The organism is Pseudomonas sp. PGPR40 (assembly GCF_022014505.1).
Lineage (GTDB): Bacteria > Pseudomonadota > Gammaproteobacteria > Pseudomonadales > Pseudomonadaceae > Aquipseudomonas.
On record NZ_JAKLSP010000028.1, the window covers coordinates 62,979 to 82,130 of the forward strand.

The 19,152-nt window shown below is 60.0% G+C and carries 15 protein-coding genes; 2 read left to right on the forward strand and 13 right to left on the reverse strand.

The window, feature by feature from the left end; all coding sequences use genetic code 11:
- Nucleotides 1-5 precede the first annotated feature (5 nt).
- From MEB48_RS22335 to MEB48_RS22355, 5 genes are all read right to left on the reverse strand, one after another.
- The gene (locus MEB48_RS22335; protein ID WP_237886089.1) at nucleotides 6-1,175 is read right to left on the reverse strand and encodes a lactonase family protein; all 1,170 of its coding nucleotides are present in this window, start codon (nucleotides 1,173-1,175) and stop codon (nucleotides 6-8) included.
- Nucleotides 1,168-1,464, reverse strand: a complete 297-nt coding sequence (locus tag MEB48_RS22340) for a DUF5629 family protein (RefSeq protein ID WP_237886061.1) — start codon at nucleotides 1,462-1,464, stop codon at nucleotides 1,168-1,170. The genes MEB48_RS22335 and MEB48_RS22340 overlap by 8 nt, the downstream gene beginning before the upstream one ends.
- Before the next feature lie 199 nt (nucleotides 1,465-1,663).
- Nucleotides 1,664-3,244 (reverse strand): aldehyde dehydrogenase (NADP(+)), encoded by a 1,581-nt coding sequence (locus tag MEB48_RS22345; protein WP_237886062.1) that lies wholly within the window; start codon nucleotides 3,242-3,244, stop codon nucleotides 1,664-1,666.
- A gap of 10 nt (nucleotides 3,245-3,254) precedes the next feature.
- Nucleotides 3,255-4,247, reverse strand: a complete 993-nt coding sequence (gene araD1, locus MEB48_RS22350) for an AraD1 family protein (protein ID WP_237886063.1) — start codon at nucleotides 4,245-4,247, stop codon at nucleotides 3,255-3,257.
- Nucleotides 4,248-4,413: 166 nt separating this feature from the next.
- Nucleotides 4,414-5,736 carry an MFS transporter gene (locus MEB48_RS22355; RefSeq protein ID WP_237886064.1) on the reverse strand — a complete coding sequence of 441 codons (1,323 nt, stop codon included), beginning with the start codon at nucleotides 5,734-5,736 and terminating at the stop codon, nucleotides 4,414-4,416.
- A gap of 193 nt (nucleotides 5,737-5,929) precedes the next feature.
- On the opposite strand from MEB48_RS22355, the gene MEB48_RS22360 reads away from it, so the two are divergent.
- A complete protein-coding gene (locus MEB48_RS22360) occupies nucleotides 5,930-7,666 on the forward strand; it encodes an IlvD/Edd family dehydratase (protein WP_237886065.1) in 1,737 nt (578 codons plus the stop codon).
- Between the two features lie 198 nt (nucleotides 7,667-7,864).
- A complete protein-coding gene (locus MEB48_RS22365; protein WP_237886090.1) occupies nucleotides 7,865-8,584 on the forward strand; it encodes a FadR/GntR family transcriptional regulator in 720 nt (239 codons plus the stop codon).
- A gap of 176 nt (nucleotides 8,585-8,760) precedes the next feature.
- Here MEB48_RS22365 and MEB48_RS22375 read toward each other — a convergent pair whose 3' ends face one another.
- The 8 genes from MEB48_RS22375 to MEB48_RS22410 all read right to left on the reverse strand — a co-directional run bounded on the left by MEB48_RS22375 (nucleotide 8,761) and on the right by MEB48_RS22410 (nucleotide 19,126).
- On the reverse strand, nucleotides 8,761-11,145 hold the full coding sequence (locus MEB48_RS22375; RefSeq protein WP_095053806.1) for an efflux RND transporter permease subunit: 2,385 nt from the start codon (nucleotides 11,143-11,145) through the stop codon (nucleotides 8,761-8,763).
- A gap of 28 nt (nucleotides 11,146-11,173) precedes the next feature.
- Entirely contained in the window at nucleotides 11,174-12,238 is a 1,065-nt protein-coding gene (locus MEB48_RS22380; protein WP_237886066.1) for a WD40/YVTN/BNR-like repeat-containing protein, read from the reverse strand.
- Between the two features lie 373 nt (nucleotides 12,239-12,611).
- Complete coding sequence (pepN, locus tag MEB48_RS22385) at nucleotides 12,612-15,269, reverse strand: aminopeptidase N (RefSeq protein ID WP_237886067.1); 2,658 nt, start codon at nucleotides 15,267-15,269, stop codon at nucleotides 12,612-12,614.
- Nucleotides 15,270-15,279: 10 nt separating this feature from the next.
- Nucleotides 15,280-16,110: a DUF2797 domain-containing protein gene (locus MEB48_RS22390; protein WP_237886068.1), complete on the reverse strand. Its 831-nt coding sequence runs from the start codon at nucleotides 16,108-16,110 to the stop codon at nucleotides 15,280-15,282.
- The gene (locus MEB48_RS22395; protein ID WP_237886069.1) at nucleotides 16,107-16,367 is read right to left on the reverse strand and encodes a YeaC family protein; all 261 of its coding nucleotides are present in this window, start codon (nucleotides 16,365-16,367) and stop codon (nucleotides 16,107-16,109) included. Before MEB48_RS22395 ends, MEB48_RS22390 begins: the two co-directional genes overlap by 4 nt.
- A 28-nt stretch (nucleotides 16,368-16,395) precedes the next feature.
- Complete coding sequence (locus tag MEB48_RS22400; protein WP_237886070.1) at nucleotides 16,396-17,268, reverse strand: rhomboid family intramembrane serine protease; 873 nt, start codon at nucleotides 17,266-17,268, stop codon at nucleotides 16,396-16,398.
- The gene (locus MEB48_RS22405; RefSeq protein WP_442969117.1) at nucleotides 17,265-18,239 is read right to left on the reverse strand and encodes a metallophosphoesterase; all 975 of its coding nucleotides are present in this window, start codon (nucleotides 18,237-18,239) and stop codon (nucleotides 17,265-17,267) included. Before MEB48_RS22405 ends, MEB48_RS22400 begins: the two co-directional genes overlap by 4 nt.
- Entirely contained in the window at nucleotides 18,236-19,126 is an 891-nt protein-coding gene (locus MEB48_RS22410) for an NAD(+) kinase (RefSeq protein ID WP_030130396.1), read from the reverse strand. The genes MEB48_RS22405 and MEB48_RS22410 overlap by 4 nt, the downstream gene beginning before the upstream one ends.
- Nucleotides 19,127-19,152: the final 26 nt, after the last annotated feature.

Here is a 19,152-nt window from a genome sequence, read left to right on the forward strand (position 1 = left end):
GCGGTCTATTGACGCACCAGGAACTTGAGGTCGCTGGGGGCATCCATCGGCAGTTTCTGCACGGTTTTACCCAACAGACCGGTCTTGGCATCGCGCTCGATGACCACAATCTGGTGGCTCTTCTGGTTGGCAATCAACACGAACTTGCCACTCGGGTCGAGGCTGAACTCGCGCGGGTGATCACCGTCCACCGAGCGGCGCTGAAGCTCTTTCAAGTGCCCGGTGGCCGGGTCGATGGCGAACACCAGCAACTGATTGGTGGTGCCGCGGTTGCTGACGTAAAGGAATTTGCCATCGGCCGAGGCGTGAAGCGCAGCCGCAGCCTTGCCCGATGTGGGCAGACCTGCCGCCAGATCGACCATCTGCGTTTGCTCAAGCTTGCCGTCCCGGTAATCGAACACCGCGACCTGCGCGCTCATTTCCAGGGTCAGCCAGGCGTGCTTACCATCGGTGCTGAACAACAAGTGTCGCGGCCCGCTGCCGGGTGGCAACTGGACGGACGGCGGCTTGGCGGCGGTCAACGGCCGTTCCGGATTGGCCTTGGGATCGAAGCGATAGACGAAGATCTTGTCCGCCCCCAAATCGTTGGAAAACACGTAGTGGCCATCCGGCGATGAAACCACCGAATGTACGTGCGCCGACTTCTGCCGTTCAGGATTGACCCGGCTAGACGGATGACTGCTCATCTGCACCACCGGTTTGAGCATGCCATCGGTGCCCACCGGTAACACCGCCAGGGTGCCGCCCGGGTCTTCAGCCACCGAGTAGTTGCTGACAAACAGGTGACTGGCATCACCGCTGACGCTGGAGTGCGTTGGTTCGTTGCCCAGGGTTTGCATCTGACTGATCAGGCTCAACTCATGGGTCTTGGGATCGATTGCATAACTGCTGACACGCCCCACCGGATCGGCCTGCCCCGGGCCGTTTTCGTTGACCGCGAACAGGTGCTGTTGATCTTTGGACACCGCCAGCCAGGACGGGTTGGCGCTCTTCACCACTTGCAGGGGTTTGGCCTCGATCTGCCCGGTGCGGCTATCGAAGTTCAGACGATAAATCCCCTCGCTCTGGCCGGCGGTGTACGACCCCACCAGCAACTGGTAACTGTCCGCCGGGGCCGCTTGCACGCCCATTGCGCCGACGCTTCCGGCCATCAACAGCGGCCAGAAGTTACGCATCTTCATTCGTTTCGTCCTCGTCGTCCTGACCGCCGAACGCTTCCATCGGCACCAACCGGTGCTCACCGGAATCGCCGGTGATGATCCAGCTCTTCAAGTCAGGATCGAAAGTTGCCGCCGCGATCTGCGCCACGCTGAACTCCCAGCGCTTGAGCGCCCGACCGTCCATGCATTCGATGTGCAGGTTATCGTCCTCATCGAGGGAGAAGTCGAAGGCGTGCAGCCCGTCGATTTCCAGCATGTCGCAGTGTTCGAGGGCTTCGATCAAGGTGTTGGTTACGGCAGTCATGGCAGTCAATCTTTGAATGGGAAAGTGGCAATGATAGCTCATCACACTGCAATGATCGTTCCCACGCTCCGCGTGGGAACGCAGCCCGTGACGCTCCGCGTCACATCAACAGCCGAACGCAGAGCGTCCGTTGAGGCATTCCCACGCAGAGCGTGGGAACGATCAGTTACAGGGGACCGAGCCGATCAGTTGTGGGCGGCTAGAGCGCATCACGTGATGGCTTGCCATCGACCAGGCGCTGGATGCGCAGCGGATTGCCATTCTTCAGCGCTTCCGGCAGCAAGCTGTCGGGGTAGTTCTGGAAGCATACCGGGCGCATGAAACGGTCGATGGCCAGGGTGCCCACCGAGGTGCCGCGCGCATCGGATGTCGCCGGATACGGCCCGCCATGGACCATTGCATCGCAGACTTCCACGCCGGTTGGATAACCGTTGAGCAGGATCCGTCCGACCTTCTGCTCCAGCAATGCCGTCAGCTCTCCAAAATGCTCGAAGTCCGCCGACTCGCCAATAATCGTCGCGGTGAGTTGCCCGTGCAGACCGTCCAATGCCTCAACGAGTTGTGCTTGATCCGCCACGTCGACAATCACCGTAGTCGGACCGAACACTTCCTCCTGAAGCACTTCATCGCCCTCGATCAACAGGCTGACATCCGCTTTGAACAGCTGCGGCTGCGCCTGATTGCTCTGCTGCGGATTACCGGCCAGATGCTCGATGCCGGGATGTGCCAACAGCTTCTGCAGACCTTTACCATAGCTGCTCAACGTGCCGGCATTGAGCATGGTTTGCGCCGGCTGATCGCCTATCAGCCCCGCCACCTGCTGCACGAACGCACTGAACTGCGGCGAACGAATGCCGATCACCAATCCCGGATTAGTACAGAACTGCCCACAACCCTGGACCACCGAAGCCGTGAGGTCACGGGCGATGCTTTCAGCACGAACGTGCAGCGCTTGAGGCAACACGATCACCGGGTTGATGCTCGACATCTCGGCAAATACCGGAATCGGCTGCGCACGTGCCGCGGCCATATCGCACAGCGCACGCCCCCCCTTCAGTGAGCCGGTAAAACCGACCGCCTGAATCGCCGGGTGCTTGACCAGCGCTTCACCCACCCTGCCGCCGTAGATCATGTTGAACACACCGGCAGGCATGGCGGTTTTCTCGGCGGCGCGGATCACGGCGTCGGCCACCCACTCGGCGGTTGCCATGTGGCCACTGTGGGCCTTGAACACCACCGGGCAACCGGCGGCCAATGCCGAAGCGGTGTCGCCGCCCGCCGTGGAAAACGCCAGCGGAAAGTTACTCGCGCCAAACACCGCGACCGGCCCGAGGCCGATGCGGTACTGACGCAGATCCGGACGCGGCAAAGGCTTGCGCTCAGGCAATGCCCGATCAATCCGCGCCCCATAGAAATCACCGCGCCGCAGGACCTTGGCGAACAGACGCATCTGACCGCTGGTGCGTCCACGCTCACCTTGAATACGGCCGGTCGGCAACGCGGTTTCGCGGCAGACCACGGCGACAAAGTCATCGCCCAGGGCATCCAGTTCATCGGCAATCGCATCGAGGAACTGCGCGCGTCGTTCAGCGCTCATACTACGATAAGCCGGGTAAGCAACGGCGGCAGCCTTCGCGGCGGCGTCGACTTCTTCAGGGGTGGCCTGATAGAAATCGTGGGGCAAAGCCTCGCCAGTGTTGGCGTCGACGCTCTGGAGTTTGACGGTGCCGATAGCGCTACGCTGACCGCCAATGTAGTTGTGACCAAGAATCCGGGTCATGGGTGTCTCCTTAAAGTGTGCCGACGGTGCCGGGTTCAAATGCCGCTTCAACGGGCTCTATGCCGTTGATCAAGGGCGCACCGAACTCGGCCTGGCTGATCTCGAACACATCACCCGGTCGGGTGCGGATGCCATCAGCGAAAGACAGAGTCGCGGTACCGAAGAAGTGAATGTGCACGTCGCCGGGGCGCAGGAACTGGCTGTATTTGAAATGGTGATACTCGAGGTTTTCCAGGCTGTGGCACATGTTCGCTTCGCCACTGAGGAACTCGTTCTGCCATAACACTTCACCGTCACGCAGGATCCGGCTGATGCCGGCCAGATGCAGGGGCAATTCGCCGACCCGAAGCTCCGGGCCATAACTGCAACTGCGCAATTTCGAATGGGCCAGGTAGAGGTAATTCTTGCGTTCCATCACATGGTCGGAGAATTCGTTACCTACCGCGAAACCGAGGCGATACGGTTTGCCGTCGTGGCCGATCACATAGAGGCCGCTGAGCTCGGGCTCTTCGCCGGCATCTTCAGCGAAGGGCGGCAGCGGGAACGGTAGGCCCGGTCGCACGACGATGCTGCCGTCGCCCTTGTAGAACCACTCCGGTTGCACGCCGGCCTGGCCGGTCGCCGGTTTACCGCCCTCCACGCCCCACTTGAAGATGCGCATCGTGTCGGTCATGGCGGTTTCATCGCCGACCTTCTGATGCATTTTGTCCCGGGCCGAAGCGCTGCCCAGATGGGTCAGGCCGGTGCCACTGACCAGCATGTGCGCCGGGTCCGGGTGATCCAGCGGCGGCAGGATTTGCAGATTGGCCAGCAGCGCTGAATAGTCATGGCTGATGCCCAGCCCCAGGGTTTGAACCTGTTGCTCAAGATTGACCCCCGCTTCGATCGCCGCCAGCGCCAGATCCCGCACCGTGCGCGCAGCCTGCACCTCGCGCACCAGGCCATCCTCGACCACGCCGACGCGGCGCTCGCCGTTACTCAATTCGAACTGAACTAAACGCATGATTTTCTCCTGTAAAACAATTCTTCAAAACACCGCAGGACCCATGTGGGAGCGGGCTTGCTCGCGAAGAGGCCATCACATTCAACATCACCGGTGACTGACACGACGCCTTCGCGAGCAAGTCGAATCGTCGCACCGCCGCTCCCACATTTGAATTGTGTTGACCTCAGGTGCGGGTCGCCCCCCGAGCACTAGCGGCGAACTGGTCGGCCGGCAGCACGTGCTTACGCTCCAGCAGCCGATAAACCACACCCGTCAGCACCAGGCCGAACACCATCACGCAGGACAGGAAGTACAACCCTGACGCCAGATTGCCGGTGTATTCCTTCAGCGCACCAATCACGAACGGACCGATGTAGCCACCAAGGTTGCCCACCGAGTTGATCAACGCGATCCCCGCTGCCGCGCTGGCGCCGGCAAAGAAACGACCTGGCAAGGTCCAGAACACCGCAGTGCAGGAAAACAGCGCGAACGCCACCAGGCACAACGCCGCCAATTGCAGCACCGGCACCGTCAGCCAGGCGCTGAGAAACAGACCGATGGCGCCCAACACATACAACACCGCCAGATGACCGTAGCGATCATTCAAGCGATCGGAACTGCGCGGGATGATCAGCAAACCGATGATCCCGAAGATATACGGCACCGATGACACGAAACCGGTCACCAGATCAGTGCCACCAAACTGCTTGATCAACGTCGGCAACCACAAACCGAGACCATAGATGCTCAGGGTCACCGGCAAATAGAACAGCGCCAGCAGCAACACGCGTTTGTCCTTCAGTGCATGCAGCGGATTGCCGTGGCGAGTCTGGCCGTATTCTTCCAGGTCCTTTTTCAGCTCGCCGGTCAGCCAGTCTTTCTCAGACGGGTCCATCCACTTCACTTGTTGCGGGCCGTCCGGCAGGTAACGCAGCACCGGCCAGGTCAGCAGGATCGCTGGCGCGCCAATGACGATGAACAGCCACTGCCAACCGTGCAACCCAAGAATCCCGTCCATACCCAGCAAGCCACCGGACACCGGGCCGGTGATCATCATCGCAATGGGTTGGGAAAGGATGAACAGCCCGAGGATCTTGCCGCGATGGCGCACCGGGAACCATTGGGTGATGTAGTACAGAACACCCGGGAAGAACCCGGCTTCGGCCGCGCCGAGCAGAAAGCGCATTACATAGAAGCTGTTCGGTCCCTGGACGAACGCCATGCCGATGGTGATGGCGCCCCAGGTGACCATGATCCGCGCGAACCAGCGCCTTGCGCCGAAGCGGTCGAGCATCAGGTTGCTGGGGATTTCCAGCAGGAAATAGCCAATGAAGAACAGCCCGGCACCCAGGCCGTAAGCCGCATCACCCAGGCCGATGTCGGCGCCCATGTGCAGCTTGGCGAAACCTACCGCGGAGCGATCCACATAGGCGATCAGGTACAGCAGGATCAGGAAGGGAATCAGTTTCAGCGTGATGCGACGAATAAGCCGCAGTTCCTGGCTCATGAGTTCGGTCTCCGATTGTTGTTGTTATAGAACCTCGGGAGACGCCTCTCGCGGAAAACCGCCAGGGCCATCCCTCTGTTGAAAGCGACTATATAGTAATACTATTTAACCAACAACACTTCCAAACAGTGGAATTTGTGCTTATGTTACGCCGTAGCTCGAACAATATAGTCATACAATAAGAGAACCGATCATGTCTGATAAGAAACCCACCCTGCGCTCCGCCCAATGGTTTGGCACCGCCGACAAGAACGGCTTCATGTACCGCAGCTGGATGAAGAATCAGGGCATCGCCGACCATCAGTTCCAAGGCAAGCCGATCATCGGCATCTGCAATACCTGGTCGGAACTGACCCCGTGCAACGCGCATTTCCGGCAGATTGCCGAGCACGTCAAGCGCGGGGTGATCGAAGCCGGCGGCTTTCCAGTGGAATTCCCAGTGTTCTCCAACGGCGAATCGAACCTGCGCCCCACCGCCATGCTCACCCGCAACCTGGCGAGCATGGACGTCGAGGAAGCGATTCGCGGTAACCCGATCGATGGCGTGGTGCTGCTCACCGGCTGCGACAAAACCACCCCGGCGCTACTAATGGGCGCCGCCAGTTGCGACGTGCCGGCCATCGTCGTCACCGGCGGGCCGATGCTTAACGGCAAACACAAGGGCCAGGACATCGGCTCGGGCACAGTGGTCTGGCAGCTCAGCGAACAGGTCAAGGCTGGCACCATCACCATCGATGATTTCCTCGCGGCCGAGGGCGGCATGTCACGCTCGGCCGGTACCTGCAACACCATGGGCACGGCCTCGACCATGGCTTGCATGGCCGAAGCACTCGGCACTTCCCTGCCCCACAACGCGGCGATTCCGGCGGTCGATGCGCGCCGTTATGTGTTGGCGCATATGTCCGGCATGCGCGCGGTAGAGATGGTGCGCGAAGATTTGAAACTGTCGAAAATCCTCACCAAGGAAGCCTTCGAAAACGCCATCCGGGTGAACGCCGCCATTGGCGGTTCGACCAACGCGGTGATCCACTTGAAAGCCATCGCCGGGCGCATCGGTGTCGAACTGGACCTGGATGACTGGACACGCATCGGTCGCGGCATGCCGACCATCGTCGATCTGCAACCCTCCGGGCGCTTCCTGATGGAAGAGTTCTACTACGCCGGCGGTTTGCCCGCGGTGCTGCGTCGCCTCGGCGAAGCCAACCTGATTCCGAACCCGAATGCCCTCACCGTCAATGGCAAAACCATCGGCGAGAACACCAAGGACGCACCGATCTACGGTCAGGACGAAGTGATTCGCACCCTCGACAACCCGATCCGCGCCGACGGCGGCATCTGTGTGTTGCGCGGCAATCTGGCGCCACTTGGTGCGGTGCTCAAGCCCTCAGCCGCGAGTGCCGAGCTGATGCAACACCGTGGCCGTGCGGTGGTGTTCGAGAACTTCGACATGTACAAGGCGCGGATCAACGATCCGGAACTGGACGTGGCTGCCGACTCGATTCTGGTGATGAAAAACTGCGGGCCGAAGGGTTATCCGGGCATGGCCGAAGTCGGCAACATGGGGTTGCCGGCCAAACTGCTGGCTCAAGGTGTGACCGACATGGTGCGCATTTCCGATGCACGCATGAGCGGCACGGCGTACGGCACGGTGGTCTTGCATGTGGCACCGGAAGCCGCAGCCGGCGGGCCTTTGGCGGCGGTGAAGGAAGGCGACTGGATCGAGCTCGATTGCGCCAACGGGCGTTTGCACCTGGACATTCCCGACGCCGAATTGGCAGCGCGGATGGCCGATCTGCAACCGCCACAGCAGTTGATCGTGGGCGGTTATCGCCAGCTGTACATCGACCATGTGCTGCAGGCGGATCAGGGTTGCGACTTCGACTTCCTCGTCGGTTGCCGAGGGGCCGAAGTGCCGCGCCACTCTCACTAACCCCCCCACCGATCGTTCCCACGCTCTGCGTGGGAATGCAGCCCGTGACGCTCCGCGTCACTTCCCGCGCGGGGACGCGGAGCGTCCCTTGAGGCATTCCCACGCTCTGCGTGGGAACGATCATCATCCCTGCCTCAAGATTGCGCCGTGCCTGCTATCATGCGCGGCACCCCATCGTTCAGGATCGCGCCGTTCCCCATGGATTACCGTAAACCCTCCGACCGCAAAAGCATGCATTCGCGCATCGTCCAGGAACTGGGCATGCAGATCGTCTCGGGACGGTTCAAGCCGGACGACAAACTGCCCGCCGAAGCCCTGTTGTGCGAGGAGTATGCCGTCAGCCGGCCGGTGCTGCGCGAAGCCACCCGGGTGCTGGTCGCCAAGGGCCTGGTGTATTCCCGTCCGCGGGTCGGCACGGTGGTCAAGCAGCGCAAGGAATGGCACATGCTCGACCCGGACGTGCTGCACTGGCTGATGCAAAGCAGCCCGCAAAATGAATTCTTTGATCTGCTGACCAGCGTGCGCAGCATCATCGAACCAGCCGCCGCCGCGTTGGCTGCGCAGTTCGCCACTGATGATGACATTGCTTCCATCGGTGAAGCCTACCAACGCATGGAAGCGGCGCCGACCCCGGAAGCCTTGCTGCAACCGGATCTGGATTTCCACAGCCGAATCGCCGATGCGACTCATAACGACTTGCTGGCGAACCTGTGCAACATGTTGTCGGTGGCGATTGCCGAAGCGTTGAAGCACTCCAACCAACGACCGAATCTGCATGAACTGGCGTTGCCACGGCACAAGGCGATCCTGACCGCTATCGAGAATCGTGATGCGCTGGGCGCACGGCATGCGACGCTGGTGCAGTTGGATGATGCGCGCAGTGCGTTGAATGTGGTGCTAGGAACCGATCCCTCATAACCACACTGAACCAATGTGGGAGCGGGCTTGCTCGCGAAGACGGAGTGTCAGTCAACATCAATGCTGAATGTACAACCGCATTCGCGAGCAAGCCCGCTCCCACAGGGGATCTGTGTCGAATTTGAGATACAAAAAAGCCGCAACCCTGGTTGCGGCTTCTTAGTTTCAGCGACCGGTCAGTGAGCGAACAGCGAATTGCCCTTCTGCCCCGCCAGTTTCTCCGGTTTGATCAGGAACCGTGCCAGCGCTGGCAGCAGCCACAATGCGCCGAACATGTTCCACAGCAGCATGAAGGTCAGCATCAGGCCCATGTCGGCCTGGAACTTGATCGCCGAGAAGATCCAGGTGCACACGCCGATCGCCAGGCACAGGCCGGTGAACAGCACGGCCTTACCGGTGGATTTCAGCGTCTGGTAGTACGCCTCTTGCAGCGGCAGACCAGCACGCAGGAAGCTTTCCAGACGGCTGTAGATGTAGATCCCGTAGTCCACGCCAATCCCCACCCCGAGCGCCACCACCGGCAAGGTCGCCACTTTCACGCCAATGCCCATGAACGCCATCAACGCGTTGCCGAGGACCGAGGTCAGTACCAGTGGCAGCACGATGCACAAGGTCGCCGCCCAGGAACGGAAGGTGATCATGCACATTGTCGCGACACAGATATACACCAGAACCAGAATCGTCAGTTCGGAGCGCTTGATCACCTCGTTGGTGGCGGCTTCGATCCCGGCATTACCGGCAGCGAGGATGAATTCCAGGCCTTCCTTGTTGTTCTCCTTGGCGAAGTCCTGCACCGCATGCACCGCGCGGTCCAGGGTTTCGGCCTTGTGGTCGTTGAGGAACACCAGCACCGGTGCCAGAGAGCAATTGTTGTTGTACAAGCCATCGGCACGGGCGATGGAGTTGTTCAACACGTCCGGGTTGCGCGACAGGGTTTCCCATTTCAGGTTGCCCTCGTTCATGCCCTTGATCATCTGCTTGGACACGGTCACCAGCGAGATCGCCGACTGCACGCCCTCGGTGTTCTGCATTTTCCACATCAGCTCGTCGATTGGCGCCATGGCTTCATAGCGCGAGCAACCTTCGGACTTGGTCTTGACCATCACCACCAACACATCGGAACTGGTGGAGTAGTTATTGATGATAAAGCTGTTGTCCTTGTTGTAACGCGAGTCCGGACGCAGCTCCGGCGCGCCCTGGTCGAGGTCGCCGATTTTCAGGTTCTGGCTGTACCAGAGACCACCACCGAAAGCGATCAGCGCCAGGGCAATGGAAATCGGTGCGACTTTGGGGCTGGCGAAATTCGACAGCAGACGCCAGAACGGATGCTCGCGGTGCGCGTCTTTCTTGCTGCGTTCGACGGCACGTTTGCTGATGCCGACGTAGGAAATCGCCACCGGCAGCAGAATCAGGTTAGTGAACACGATCACTGCCACGCCGATGGACGCGCCAATGGCCAGTTCGCGAATCACGCCAATATCGATGATCAACAGCGTGATAAAGCCCACCGCATCCGCGAGGATCGCGATCATCCCCGGCAGAAACAGCTGACGGAATGTGCGGCGTGCCGCAGTCAGCGCGTTCTCCGCCTCGCTGGACTGCAAGGCGATACCGTTGATTTTCTGCACGCCGTGGGAAATCCCGATGGCGAAGATCAGAAACGGCACCAGCATCGAGTACGGGTCAAGCCCGAAGCCGAAGAAGTGCATCAGGCCCAACTGCCAGACCACCGCCACCAGTGTCGTGCTCAACACCGCCACGGTGCTGCGCATGCAGTTCGTGAACCAGTACAGCAGGATCAGGGTAATGACGAAGGCGACGCCGAAGAACATCACCACCATGACCAGCCCATCGATCAGGTCGCCGACTTTCTTGGCGAACCCGACAATGTGGATCTTCACGTTGGGGTTCTGCGCTTCGAACTTGTTGCGGATCTTGTCTTCGAGCTCGTGAGAGAACTTGCGGTAGTCCAGCGCCAGCAACTTGCCTTGGTCCTGCGGGTCCGGGTAGGACTCCAGCAGCGGGATGTCGACGATGCTCGACTTGAAGTCGTTAGCCACCAGGCGCCCGACTTGCCCGGACTTGAGCACATTGTTGCGCAGCAGGTCGAGGCTTTGCTGGGAGCCGTTATAGCTCTGGGGAATCACTTCACCACCGGCGAAGCCCTCCTCCGTCACCTCGGTCCAGCGCACGCTCGGGCTCCACAGCGACTTGAGGCCGGAACGGTCGACGCCGGAAATGTAGAACACCTCGTCGTTGATCTGACGCAGGGTCTCCATGTACTCCTTGGAGAAGATGTCGCCGTCGGTGGCTTCCACGGAAATCCGCACCGTGTTGCCCAGGTTCGCCAGATCGTTGCGGTGCTCCATCATTTTTTCAATGAAGGGATGCTCGAGCGGGATCATTTTTTCGAAACTGGTGGACGGCCGGATCAGCGTCGCCTGCCAGAACAGGAAAACACTGACCAGCAGGCAGATGGCGATGACTGCCGGGCGGTTGTTGAAAATCAGACGCTCAAGAAACGTCGCCTTGTCCTGATGAGGAGTGCTTAAGGATGTCATAGACCCGCCTTCTTATTATTTGCCCGGCTCATTTGGACGACCCGTTTTTTCCATTCTCGCCGGTGGGCGAAGTGACGCGAACGCCACCCTGTCCTGCCAGAATCAGATTGCCATTGCCTGCCGCAGTCACCGCCGAAACGGAAATTCGATCCGGGCGGTTGAACACGCTGAAGGTTTCGCCGTCGTCGCTGCTGCGAATGATGCTGCCCCCGTTGCCGACGATCACGATGGAGCCATCATCAAGCAACGTGGCGCCAGACAGGCCGAATTCCAGCGCGCCGCGTGCAGCCTTGAGCTCGACCTGCTCCCAGGTGCTGCCGAAATCGGTGGAACGGTAGAGATTACCGCGCAACCCATAGGCCAGCAGAGTGGCCGGTTGCGCCGTGCCGATCACACCGAACAGCGAGCCTTCATAGGGGCCTTCAAGTCTTTCCCAGGTCTGCCCTTCATCGGCGGAGCGGAACATGCTGCCCTGCTCACCGACGATGAAAATGCCGGAATCCTTGACCGCTGCAATGGCGTTGAGGTGGTACTGGTCTTCGTTGTCGAGGCGATCGCTGACGTCTTCCCAGTTCTTACCGCCATCGGTGGTTTCCAGCAAGGCACCGTAAGCGCCCACGGCAAAGCCGCTGTTAACGTCCTTGAACCAGACGTCGAGCAGCGGCGATTCGCGTTTCAGGTCTTCGAATTGTTTGCTCCAGGTGATGCCGCCGTCTTCGCTGGCGAGGATCTGCGCGTCATGGCCGACAGCCCAACCGTGTTTGTCATCGACAAAAAACACCGCCGTCAGCAATTGCCGGGTCGGCACCTTGGCCTGGGTCCAGGTCGCGCCCTGGTCATCGGAATACAGAATGTGCCCGCGATCGCCGACCGCCACCAGGCGTTTGCCGGCGTGTACGACATCGAGCATCAGGCCTTTGCTGGCCTTGGCGGATTCAACGGAATAGACCACGTCGGAGGCCGACGCGGCAGCGGCCAGCGCAGGCGCCGACAGCATCGTACAGCCCAACAGCGAGAGCGCTGTAGCCAGCAACGCGAACCTGCGTAACGCCGGCGGGCGGCCAATACTCACACCCATGACAGGCTCACTCATAGACCTTCCCCCACATTATTATTGTTAGGTCGTTCAACCCTTCAGGGCGCCGTAAGGGGTGCTCATCGCGATTGCCCTATTCCAGAAGCATAGTCCTGAAACCCGCAATCCAGAGCTCCTTCGGAAGCTGGCTTATCCTATCGGGGTTTGGAAAGGTCTGACAATCGACGCCACGTTATGTTTTGTTAACTGGGGGGATATGGGTTGTGGGTGAATGAGGAGGTATTTCGAGGGGTGATACTCAGGAAGATCGTTCCCACGCTCTGCGTGGGAATGCCGCCATGGACGCTCTGCGTCCGCTATTGAAGCTGTGACGCGGAGCGTCACGGGATGCATTCCCACGCGGAGCGTGGGAACGATCAGGTGAGTAAGGTCAGGCCAGGCTTTTGCTGACCACTTCAAACACATCGCTGGACAGTTGCCCCGAAGCGCGAATCCGCTCCAGCTCACCTTTCATCAACGCCTGACGAGCGTCGTCGTATTTGCGCCAGCGAGTCAGCGGCGCCAGTTGGCGAGAGGCGATCTGCGGGTTAAAGCCGTTCAACTCGATCACCAGATCCGCCAGGAAGCGGTACCCGGAACCATCCGCCGCATGGAAGTTGATCAGGTTCTGCCCGGCAAACGCGCCGATCAATGCCCGCACCTTGTTCGGATTCTTGATCGTGAACGCCGGATGTTGCATCAAGGCTTTGACCCGCTCCAGACCGCCCGGCAATGTGCTGCCGGCCTGAACGCTGAACCACTGATCCATGACCAGCGGATTGTCCTTGAAGTGTTCGGCGAAGGTCGCCAACGCCGTGGCTTTCTGCTCTTCGAACGGCGAATTGACCAACACTGCCAATGCAGTAAGACGCTCGGTCATGTTGTCGCTGGTGTCGAACTGCTCAAGGGTCGCCGCCAAGACTTCCGGCTTGCCGCTGAGCATCAGGTACGACAGCGCAATGTTTTGCAGCGCACGGCGGGCGAAATGCTCGGCTTCGGCCACATACGGCGTTTTCTTCGAGAGATCGCGATTGGCCTGATAACGCAGCCACAATGCCTCGAACAAACCTTCAGCCAATTGCTTACGGGCAAACTCGCGGGCGGTGTGAATGGCGTCTACGTCAGCCACTTCACTAATCTCTGTCAGGTACGCCTCGCCCGGCAACGAGAGCATTTCGGCGACCATGGCCTGGTCCAGTGTGTCGTCGGACAGCACGGTACGCAGCGCTGAAACCAGACGCTGATCCAGCACCAGCGCTTCACCCTTCTGTTGCTGTTCGATCAACTCTTGCAGCACCTGCACCGACAATTGCTGACCGGCATCCCAGCGGTTGAAACCATCACTGTCGTGCTGCATCAGGAACATCAGCTGATCGCGGTCGTACGGGAAGCTCAGTTTCACCGGCGCCGAGAAGCCGCGCAGCAACGACGGCAGCGGCTTTTCAGCGATGTCGACGAAGGTGAAGGTCTGCTCGGCTTCAGTCACCGAAATAACCCGCGAGGTGCCTTGAGCACTGGCTTCACCGGAAAGACGCAGGGCAATTTCGCCACCCTTGCTGTCCAGCAGGCCCAACTCGACTGGAATCACAAACGGCAGTTTCTGCACCTTGTCCGGGGTTTCCGGGCAGCTCTGGCGAAAGGTCAGGCTATAGGTTTTCGCTGCGGCGTCGTAGGACTCGCTCACCGCCAAACGCGGTGTGCCGGCCTGGCTGTACCAGCGTTTGAATTGGGTCAGGTCAACGCCGTTGGCGTCTTCCATGGCCTTGATGAAATCGTCGCAGGTCACGGCCTGGCCGTCATGGCGTTCGAAGTACAGGTCACTGCCTTTGCGGAAACCGTCAGCGCCTAACAAGGTATGGATCATGCCGACCACTTCCGAACCCTTTTCGTACACGGTCAGGGTGTAGAAGTTGGAAATTTCGATGAAGCTGTCCGGGCGCACGGCGTGAGCCATCGGGCCGGCGTCTTCGGCGAATTGGTGGGTGCGCAGATAGGCCACGTCCTGGATGCGTTTGACCGTGGCGGAGTTCATGTCGGCGGAGAAGCCGGAATCGCGGAATACGGTGAAGCCTTCCTTGAGCGACAACTGGAACCAGTCGCGGCAGGTCACGCGGTTGCCCGACCAGTTGTGGAAGTATTCGTGGGCAACGATCGCTTCCACCCGTTGGTGCGCGGCATCGGTAGCGGTTTCGGCGCGAGCCAGCACGGCGCTGGAGTTGAAGATGTTGAGGCCCTTGTTTTCCATGGCGCCCATGTTGAAGTCGTTGACCGCGACGATCATGAAGATGTCCAGGTCGTACTCGCGACCGTAGACCTCTTCGTCCCAGCGCATCGACTTCTTCAGACTGTTCATGGCGTGCTGGCACTTGTCGATGTTTTCCGGCTCGACATAGATGCGCAGCGCCACGGAGCGCTCGGTCATGGTGGTGAAGGTGTCTTCGACGCACCACAGGTCACCGGCCACCAGCGCGAACAGGTAGGCCGGTTTCTTGAACGGATCTTCCCAGGTCGCCCAGTGCCGGCCGTCTTCGCCGGGACCTGAAGCAATCGGGTTGCCGTTGGACAACAGCACCGGATAGCTGTGCTGCTCGGCAACCACCGTGGTGGTGAAGGTGCTCATCACGTCCGGGCGGTCGAGGTAATAGGTGATCTTGCGGAAACCTTCGGCCTCGCACTGGGTGCAGAACATGGTGCCGGATTTGTACAGGCCTTCCAGGGCGGTGTTGGTTTCCGGGTGGATTTTGACGCTGGTGTCGACCGTGAAGGTGGTGCTGGTCGGGTGCAGGGTCAGGTGATTCTCGGTCAACTGATACTGCGCCGCAGAAAGCTCCTGGTCGGCCAATGTCACCGACAGCAGCTCGAGTTGCTGACCGTCCAGCACCAGCGGCGGCAAGCCCGGGCCACGTTCAGGATTGCGGCGCATCACCAGTTGCGCATGGACCAGGCTGTGGTCCTCGAACAACTCGAAGGTCAGGTGCGTCTCGTCGATCAGGTACTCGGGCGCCTGATAGTCCTTCAGGTAGATCATCTTCGGTTGTTCGGTGCGCATGCTGGAATCCTTACTGATGCACGGCGAGCTGGTAGGCCGTGTATTTACGAATATTGATCACGCCGGTGTCGAAAATCAGGTATTGGCCCTTGATCCCCAGCAGCGTGCCTTCGGCAATCGGGTTCTTGTCCAGGTTGAAGCTGACAATCTTGACCGGGTATTGCTCGACCGGATAGCGGATCTCGAGCGGTTCGACATCGGTAATGGTCTGGATTGCCTGTAGGCCAAATCGTTCCTGCAAACCTTGCAAACCTTCCGCACAACTTTCAAACAGCTGATCGCGAACCTGCGCCAGATCCACCGATACCGCATCGCCCTTGAGTAAAGCACGCCAGTTGGTTTTGTCGGCGACCTGGCTGCGGAACAGGTCTTCGACGAATCCCGACTGCTGACGGGTCGCGACGCGCATGATCGGCAAGGCCTGGCTGGCGCCCTGATCGAGCCAGCGGGTCGGCAGCTGCGTGGCGCGGGTAATGCCGACTTTGATTCCTGACGAATTGGCCAGGTACACCACATGATCGGTCATGCAGAATTTTTCGCCCCACTCCGGATCGCGGCAGGTGCCAGCGTCGTAGTGGCAACGTTCCGGGCTCATGATGCAGAGGTCGCACTGGGCCAGTTTGGTCATGCACGGGTAGCAATAACCCTGGCTGAAACTGGTTTTAGTCTTGCGTCCGCAATGGGTGCAGTGGATCGCCCCCAGGTATTCCAGGCGCACCGTGGTGCCGATCAACGGATTGACCGGTACCTCGGCGTCGCCCAGGCGAAAGGCGTACTGCACGTTCGGCCCGTCAAGGCGCGCCGACATTTTGCTGATTGCACCGCGACCAATCTCGATCAATGGATGGCATCCGATTTGAACAGAATGTTTGGCACTTCGATCGACTTCGACTCGCATTCCTGCGGGCCCATGTAGCCGGTGCGCTCCTCCTCGGGCAGGTTCTGGATTTCCCAGGCGATCATCGCTTGCAGGGACAGTTCGCGCTGCTCGGCGGTGAGTTTGCCACCGTCGGACCATTTGCCGATTTCCACCGCCAGTTTCAGGCTCTGGTAGATAGACGGGGTGATGTTTTTGATCATTTCATTAAAAGAGGACATCAAGGGCTCCGCGCTCTTCATTCATAGCTTATTTAGAAGTCAGTTTACGGCGGTTGTACAAACCGCCCAACAAACCGGTGAAGCATCCGATGAGTAACCCGCTGACGTGGGCCGCGTTGGCAATCTGGCCGAAACCGATCATCGAGATCAGCCCCGACAGGCACACCAGCAACCACACCAGCATCATCACCAATACCCCTCGGGGCAGGCGATAAGCCGGGGTCGGCGACAGAAGCTGGAAGATCCAGCAATGCCCGAGCAGACCGTAAAGCACGCCGGACAACCCGCCAAACAGGCTCGGGCCGCTGAAAAGGAACTGGATATAGTTGGACACCAGGCTGAACAGCAACGTCAGGCCGATCAGGTTGATGCTGCCCTGGCGCGACTCGATGCGCCGCCCCAGCTCCCAGTACCACATGCCATTCATGGCCAGGTGCAGAATGCCAAAGTGAACCAGCATCGGCGTCACCAGACGCCACCACTGCCCCGCTGCCAGGCTATCGGCCAATGGCGTGAAATGGATGTAGTCACCGACCACGCGAAACTCCAGGAAAGTCAGCCAGCGCATCGTCTCCAGGTTTTCGCCAAGCAAAGTCACCATGGCGACGATCAGGCTCAGCAACAGCACCAACGCCGTGGCCTTGCTGTGGCGCAACTGTTCGACCAGGCCCGGACGCTGCCGTGTCTGCGCGATCGGGATATCCAGTTGCTGATCAGGGTCGCCAGCGGGAAAGCGCTCATACAACGAGCGCACGTCTTCGCTGATGTCGGCCGGCACCCACAGCACCTGTTCACCCGACTCTTCGCTGACCCGGTGGGGCACTTGCATACGCTGCAGCAGTTTGACGAACCCGCTCAAATCCACCGCCAAAGGCAGGCGCAATACCGCTACCGCCGTCATTGCAACACCTCCGGCCGTTCGACATCGACCCAGACAAATTTATGTGGGTCGAGACGGGTTTCCTGATCCAGACGATAAGCAACCAGTTTGCCGTAGAGCACCGCGCTGTAATCCAGGCACGCCAGGTTCGGGCGGATCGGCGCCGGTTTACCGCTGCGCCAGTAGTGGCCGACGAATAACAGCGGCTCATCGACGCCATAACGCAGCAAAGTGTCTTTTTCGGTGGAGGACAGCGGCTTGCGGGCTACCGGCTCAGGCAAGGCATCGGGCTGGAACACGATATCTCCGTAGGTTTGCGGGTCGTCTTCCCAGAACTTGGTGCGGAAAAACGAGCGCGTCAGGCCATCGCCGCTGGTCATGGTCAACCCGTCGGGCAAGCGCATGTCGGTGCCGCGCAACAGGCGATCGAACACGGTGCAGGCAAAACTGCCCGGCACCGCGGAGGCCTGGAGGAAATGTTCATCGATGCACCCGTCGGGGAACAATCCGCGCAATGGCTCGATCAGGCCGGCATCCCAGCAGGCATGCACCACCCGGAAACGCCCGGCATCGATGAACAATGGCAGCTTATAAAACCATTGCAGGAAGTCATGCCATTCCGCGGGATGGTCTTCGAACTGGGTCAGGGTTTCGTGCAGCAGGCGGCCATGGCGCGGCGTGTGTTCACGCACGAATTGCTTGCCGCTGCCCGGCGGCGCCGGCGTGCTCCAGCCCAGGGCGTTGAATTCATGGTTGCCCATGATGCACAGCGCCTGGCCGGCTTCGACCATGTCGCGGACGATGTGCAGCGCCTCGCGAATCCGCGGGCCGCGGTCGATGATGTCGCCGAGGAACACCGCCATGCGCGACGGATGCCGCCAGACGCCAGCCTGTTTGTGGTAACCGAGCCGGTCAAGCAAGTGCTCAAGGGTCAGAGCGCAACCGTGCACGTCACCAATCAGGTCGTAGCTACGCGCGGGATCGAGCATCAGTCGCCTCCACCGCCCAACTTGCTGCCCCAGCCGAGCTTGGTCCGGCAGACTTCATAGTAGTTGTGGTCGAGCGGATGAATCAGCCGCAGCTTCTGCGCTTTCTTGCTGATGGTGATGGTGTCACCGGGCGCGCAGGTGAAGTGATTCTGCCCGTCACAGGAGACTTGCGGGTAAATCTGCATATCTTTGGACACGACGATTTTCAGCTCACTATTGCCATCGACCACGATCGGTCTACCTGACAAGGTATGGGGGTACATCGGCACAATCACAATAGCGTCGAGCTTGGGATGCATGATCGGGCCACCCGCCGACAAGGCGTAGGCGGTCGAACCGGTCGGCGTGGCAACGATCAGGCCGTCGGCCTTCTGGCTGCAGACGAACTGGCCGTCGATGTACAACTCGAACTCGATCATCCGCGTCGATTTGCCGGGGTGCAGCACCACATCGTTCAGCGCATCGCCCTGGCCGATAGCCTCGGCATGGCGCCGGACTTCGGCTTGCAGCAGGAAGCGGTTTTCCACCAGATAGTGGCCGTCGAGCACTTCGGCGACTTTGACTTCCAGCTCATCGGGGCGAATATCGGTCAGGAACCCCAGGCTGCCACGGTTGATACCAAGCACCGGAATGTTGTGCTTGGCCAAGGCACGGGCGGCGCCCAGCAGGCTGCCGTCACCACCGACCACAATCACCATGTCACAGACTTCACCGAGCATCTTGCGCGACGAAGTTTGCAGGCCATGGCCTGGCAGGACTTCGGCGATGGTGTCTTCGAGGATCACATGCAGGTGACGATCGAGCAGAAACCGTTTCAGTCGGCGGACGGTATCCAGCACCTGAGAACTGCCCAGGCGACCGATGATGCCGATATTACGAAATTGCTCCATGGGGCTCCTATTGGGACGCGGAGGGT

What these genes read in the sequence shown, in the direction of transcription:
- MEB48_RS22335 (WP_237886089.1), bottom strand. Translation starts at nt 1,175, where the DNA reads ATGCGTAACTTCTGGCCGCTGTTGATGGCCGGAAGCGTCGGCGCAATG.
- MEB48_RS22400 (WP_237886070.1), bottom strand. Translation starts at nt 17,268, where the DNA reads ATGACGGCGGTAGCGGTATTGCGCCTGCCTTTGGCGGTGGATTTGAGC.
- MEB48_RS22345 (WP_237886062.1), bottom strand. Translation starts at nt 3,244, where the DNA reads ATGACCCGGATTCTTGGTCACAACTACATTGGCGGTCAGCGTAGCGCT.
- pepN (WP_237886067.1), bottom strand. Translation starts at nt 15,269, where the DNA reads ATGCGCACCGAACAACCGAAGATGATCTACCTGAAGGACTATCAGGCG.
- MEB48_RS22360 (WP_237886065.1), top strand. Translation starts at nt 5,930, where the DNA reads ATGTCTGATAAGAAACCCACCCTGCGCTCCGCCCAATGGTTTGGCACC.
- MEB48_RS22365 (WP_237886090.1), top strand. Translation starts at nt 7,865, where the DNA reads ATGGATTACCGTAAACCCTCCGACCGCAAAAGCATGCATTCGCGCATC.
- araD1 (WP_237886063.1), bottom strand. Translation starts at nt 4,247, where the DNA reads ATGCGTTTAGTTCAGTTCGAATTGAGTAACGGCGAGCGCCGCGTCGGC.
- MEB48_RS22375 (WP_095053806.1), bottom strand. Translation starts at nt 11,145, where the DNA reads ATGACATCCTTAAGCACTCCTCATCAGGACAAGGCGACGTTTCTTGAG.
- MEB48_RS22355 (WP_237886064.1), bottom strand. Translation starts at nt 5,736, where the DNA reads ATGAGCCAGGAACTGCGGCTTATTCGTCGCATCACGCTGAAACTGATT.
- MEB48_RS22410 (WP_030130396.1), bottom strand. Translation starts at nt 19,126, where the DNA reads ATGGAGCAATTTCGTAATATCGGCATCATCGGTCGCCTGGGCAGTTCT.
- MEB48_RS22340 (WP_237886061.1), bottom strand. Translation starts at nt 1,464, where the DNA reads ATGACTGCCGTAACCAACACCTTGATCGAAGCCCTCGAACACTGCGAC.
- MEB48_RS22380 (WP_237886066.1), bottom strand. Translation starts at nt 12,238, where the DNA reads ATGAGTGAGCCTGTCATGGGTGTGAGTATTGGCCGCCCGCCGGCGTTA.
- MEB48_RS22395 (WP_237886069.1), bottom strand. Translation starts at nt 16,367, where the DNA reads ATGTCCTCTTTTAATGAAATGATCAAAAACATCACCCCGTCTATCTAC.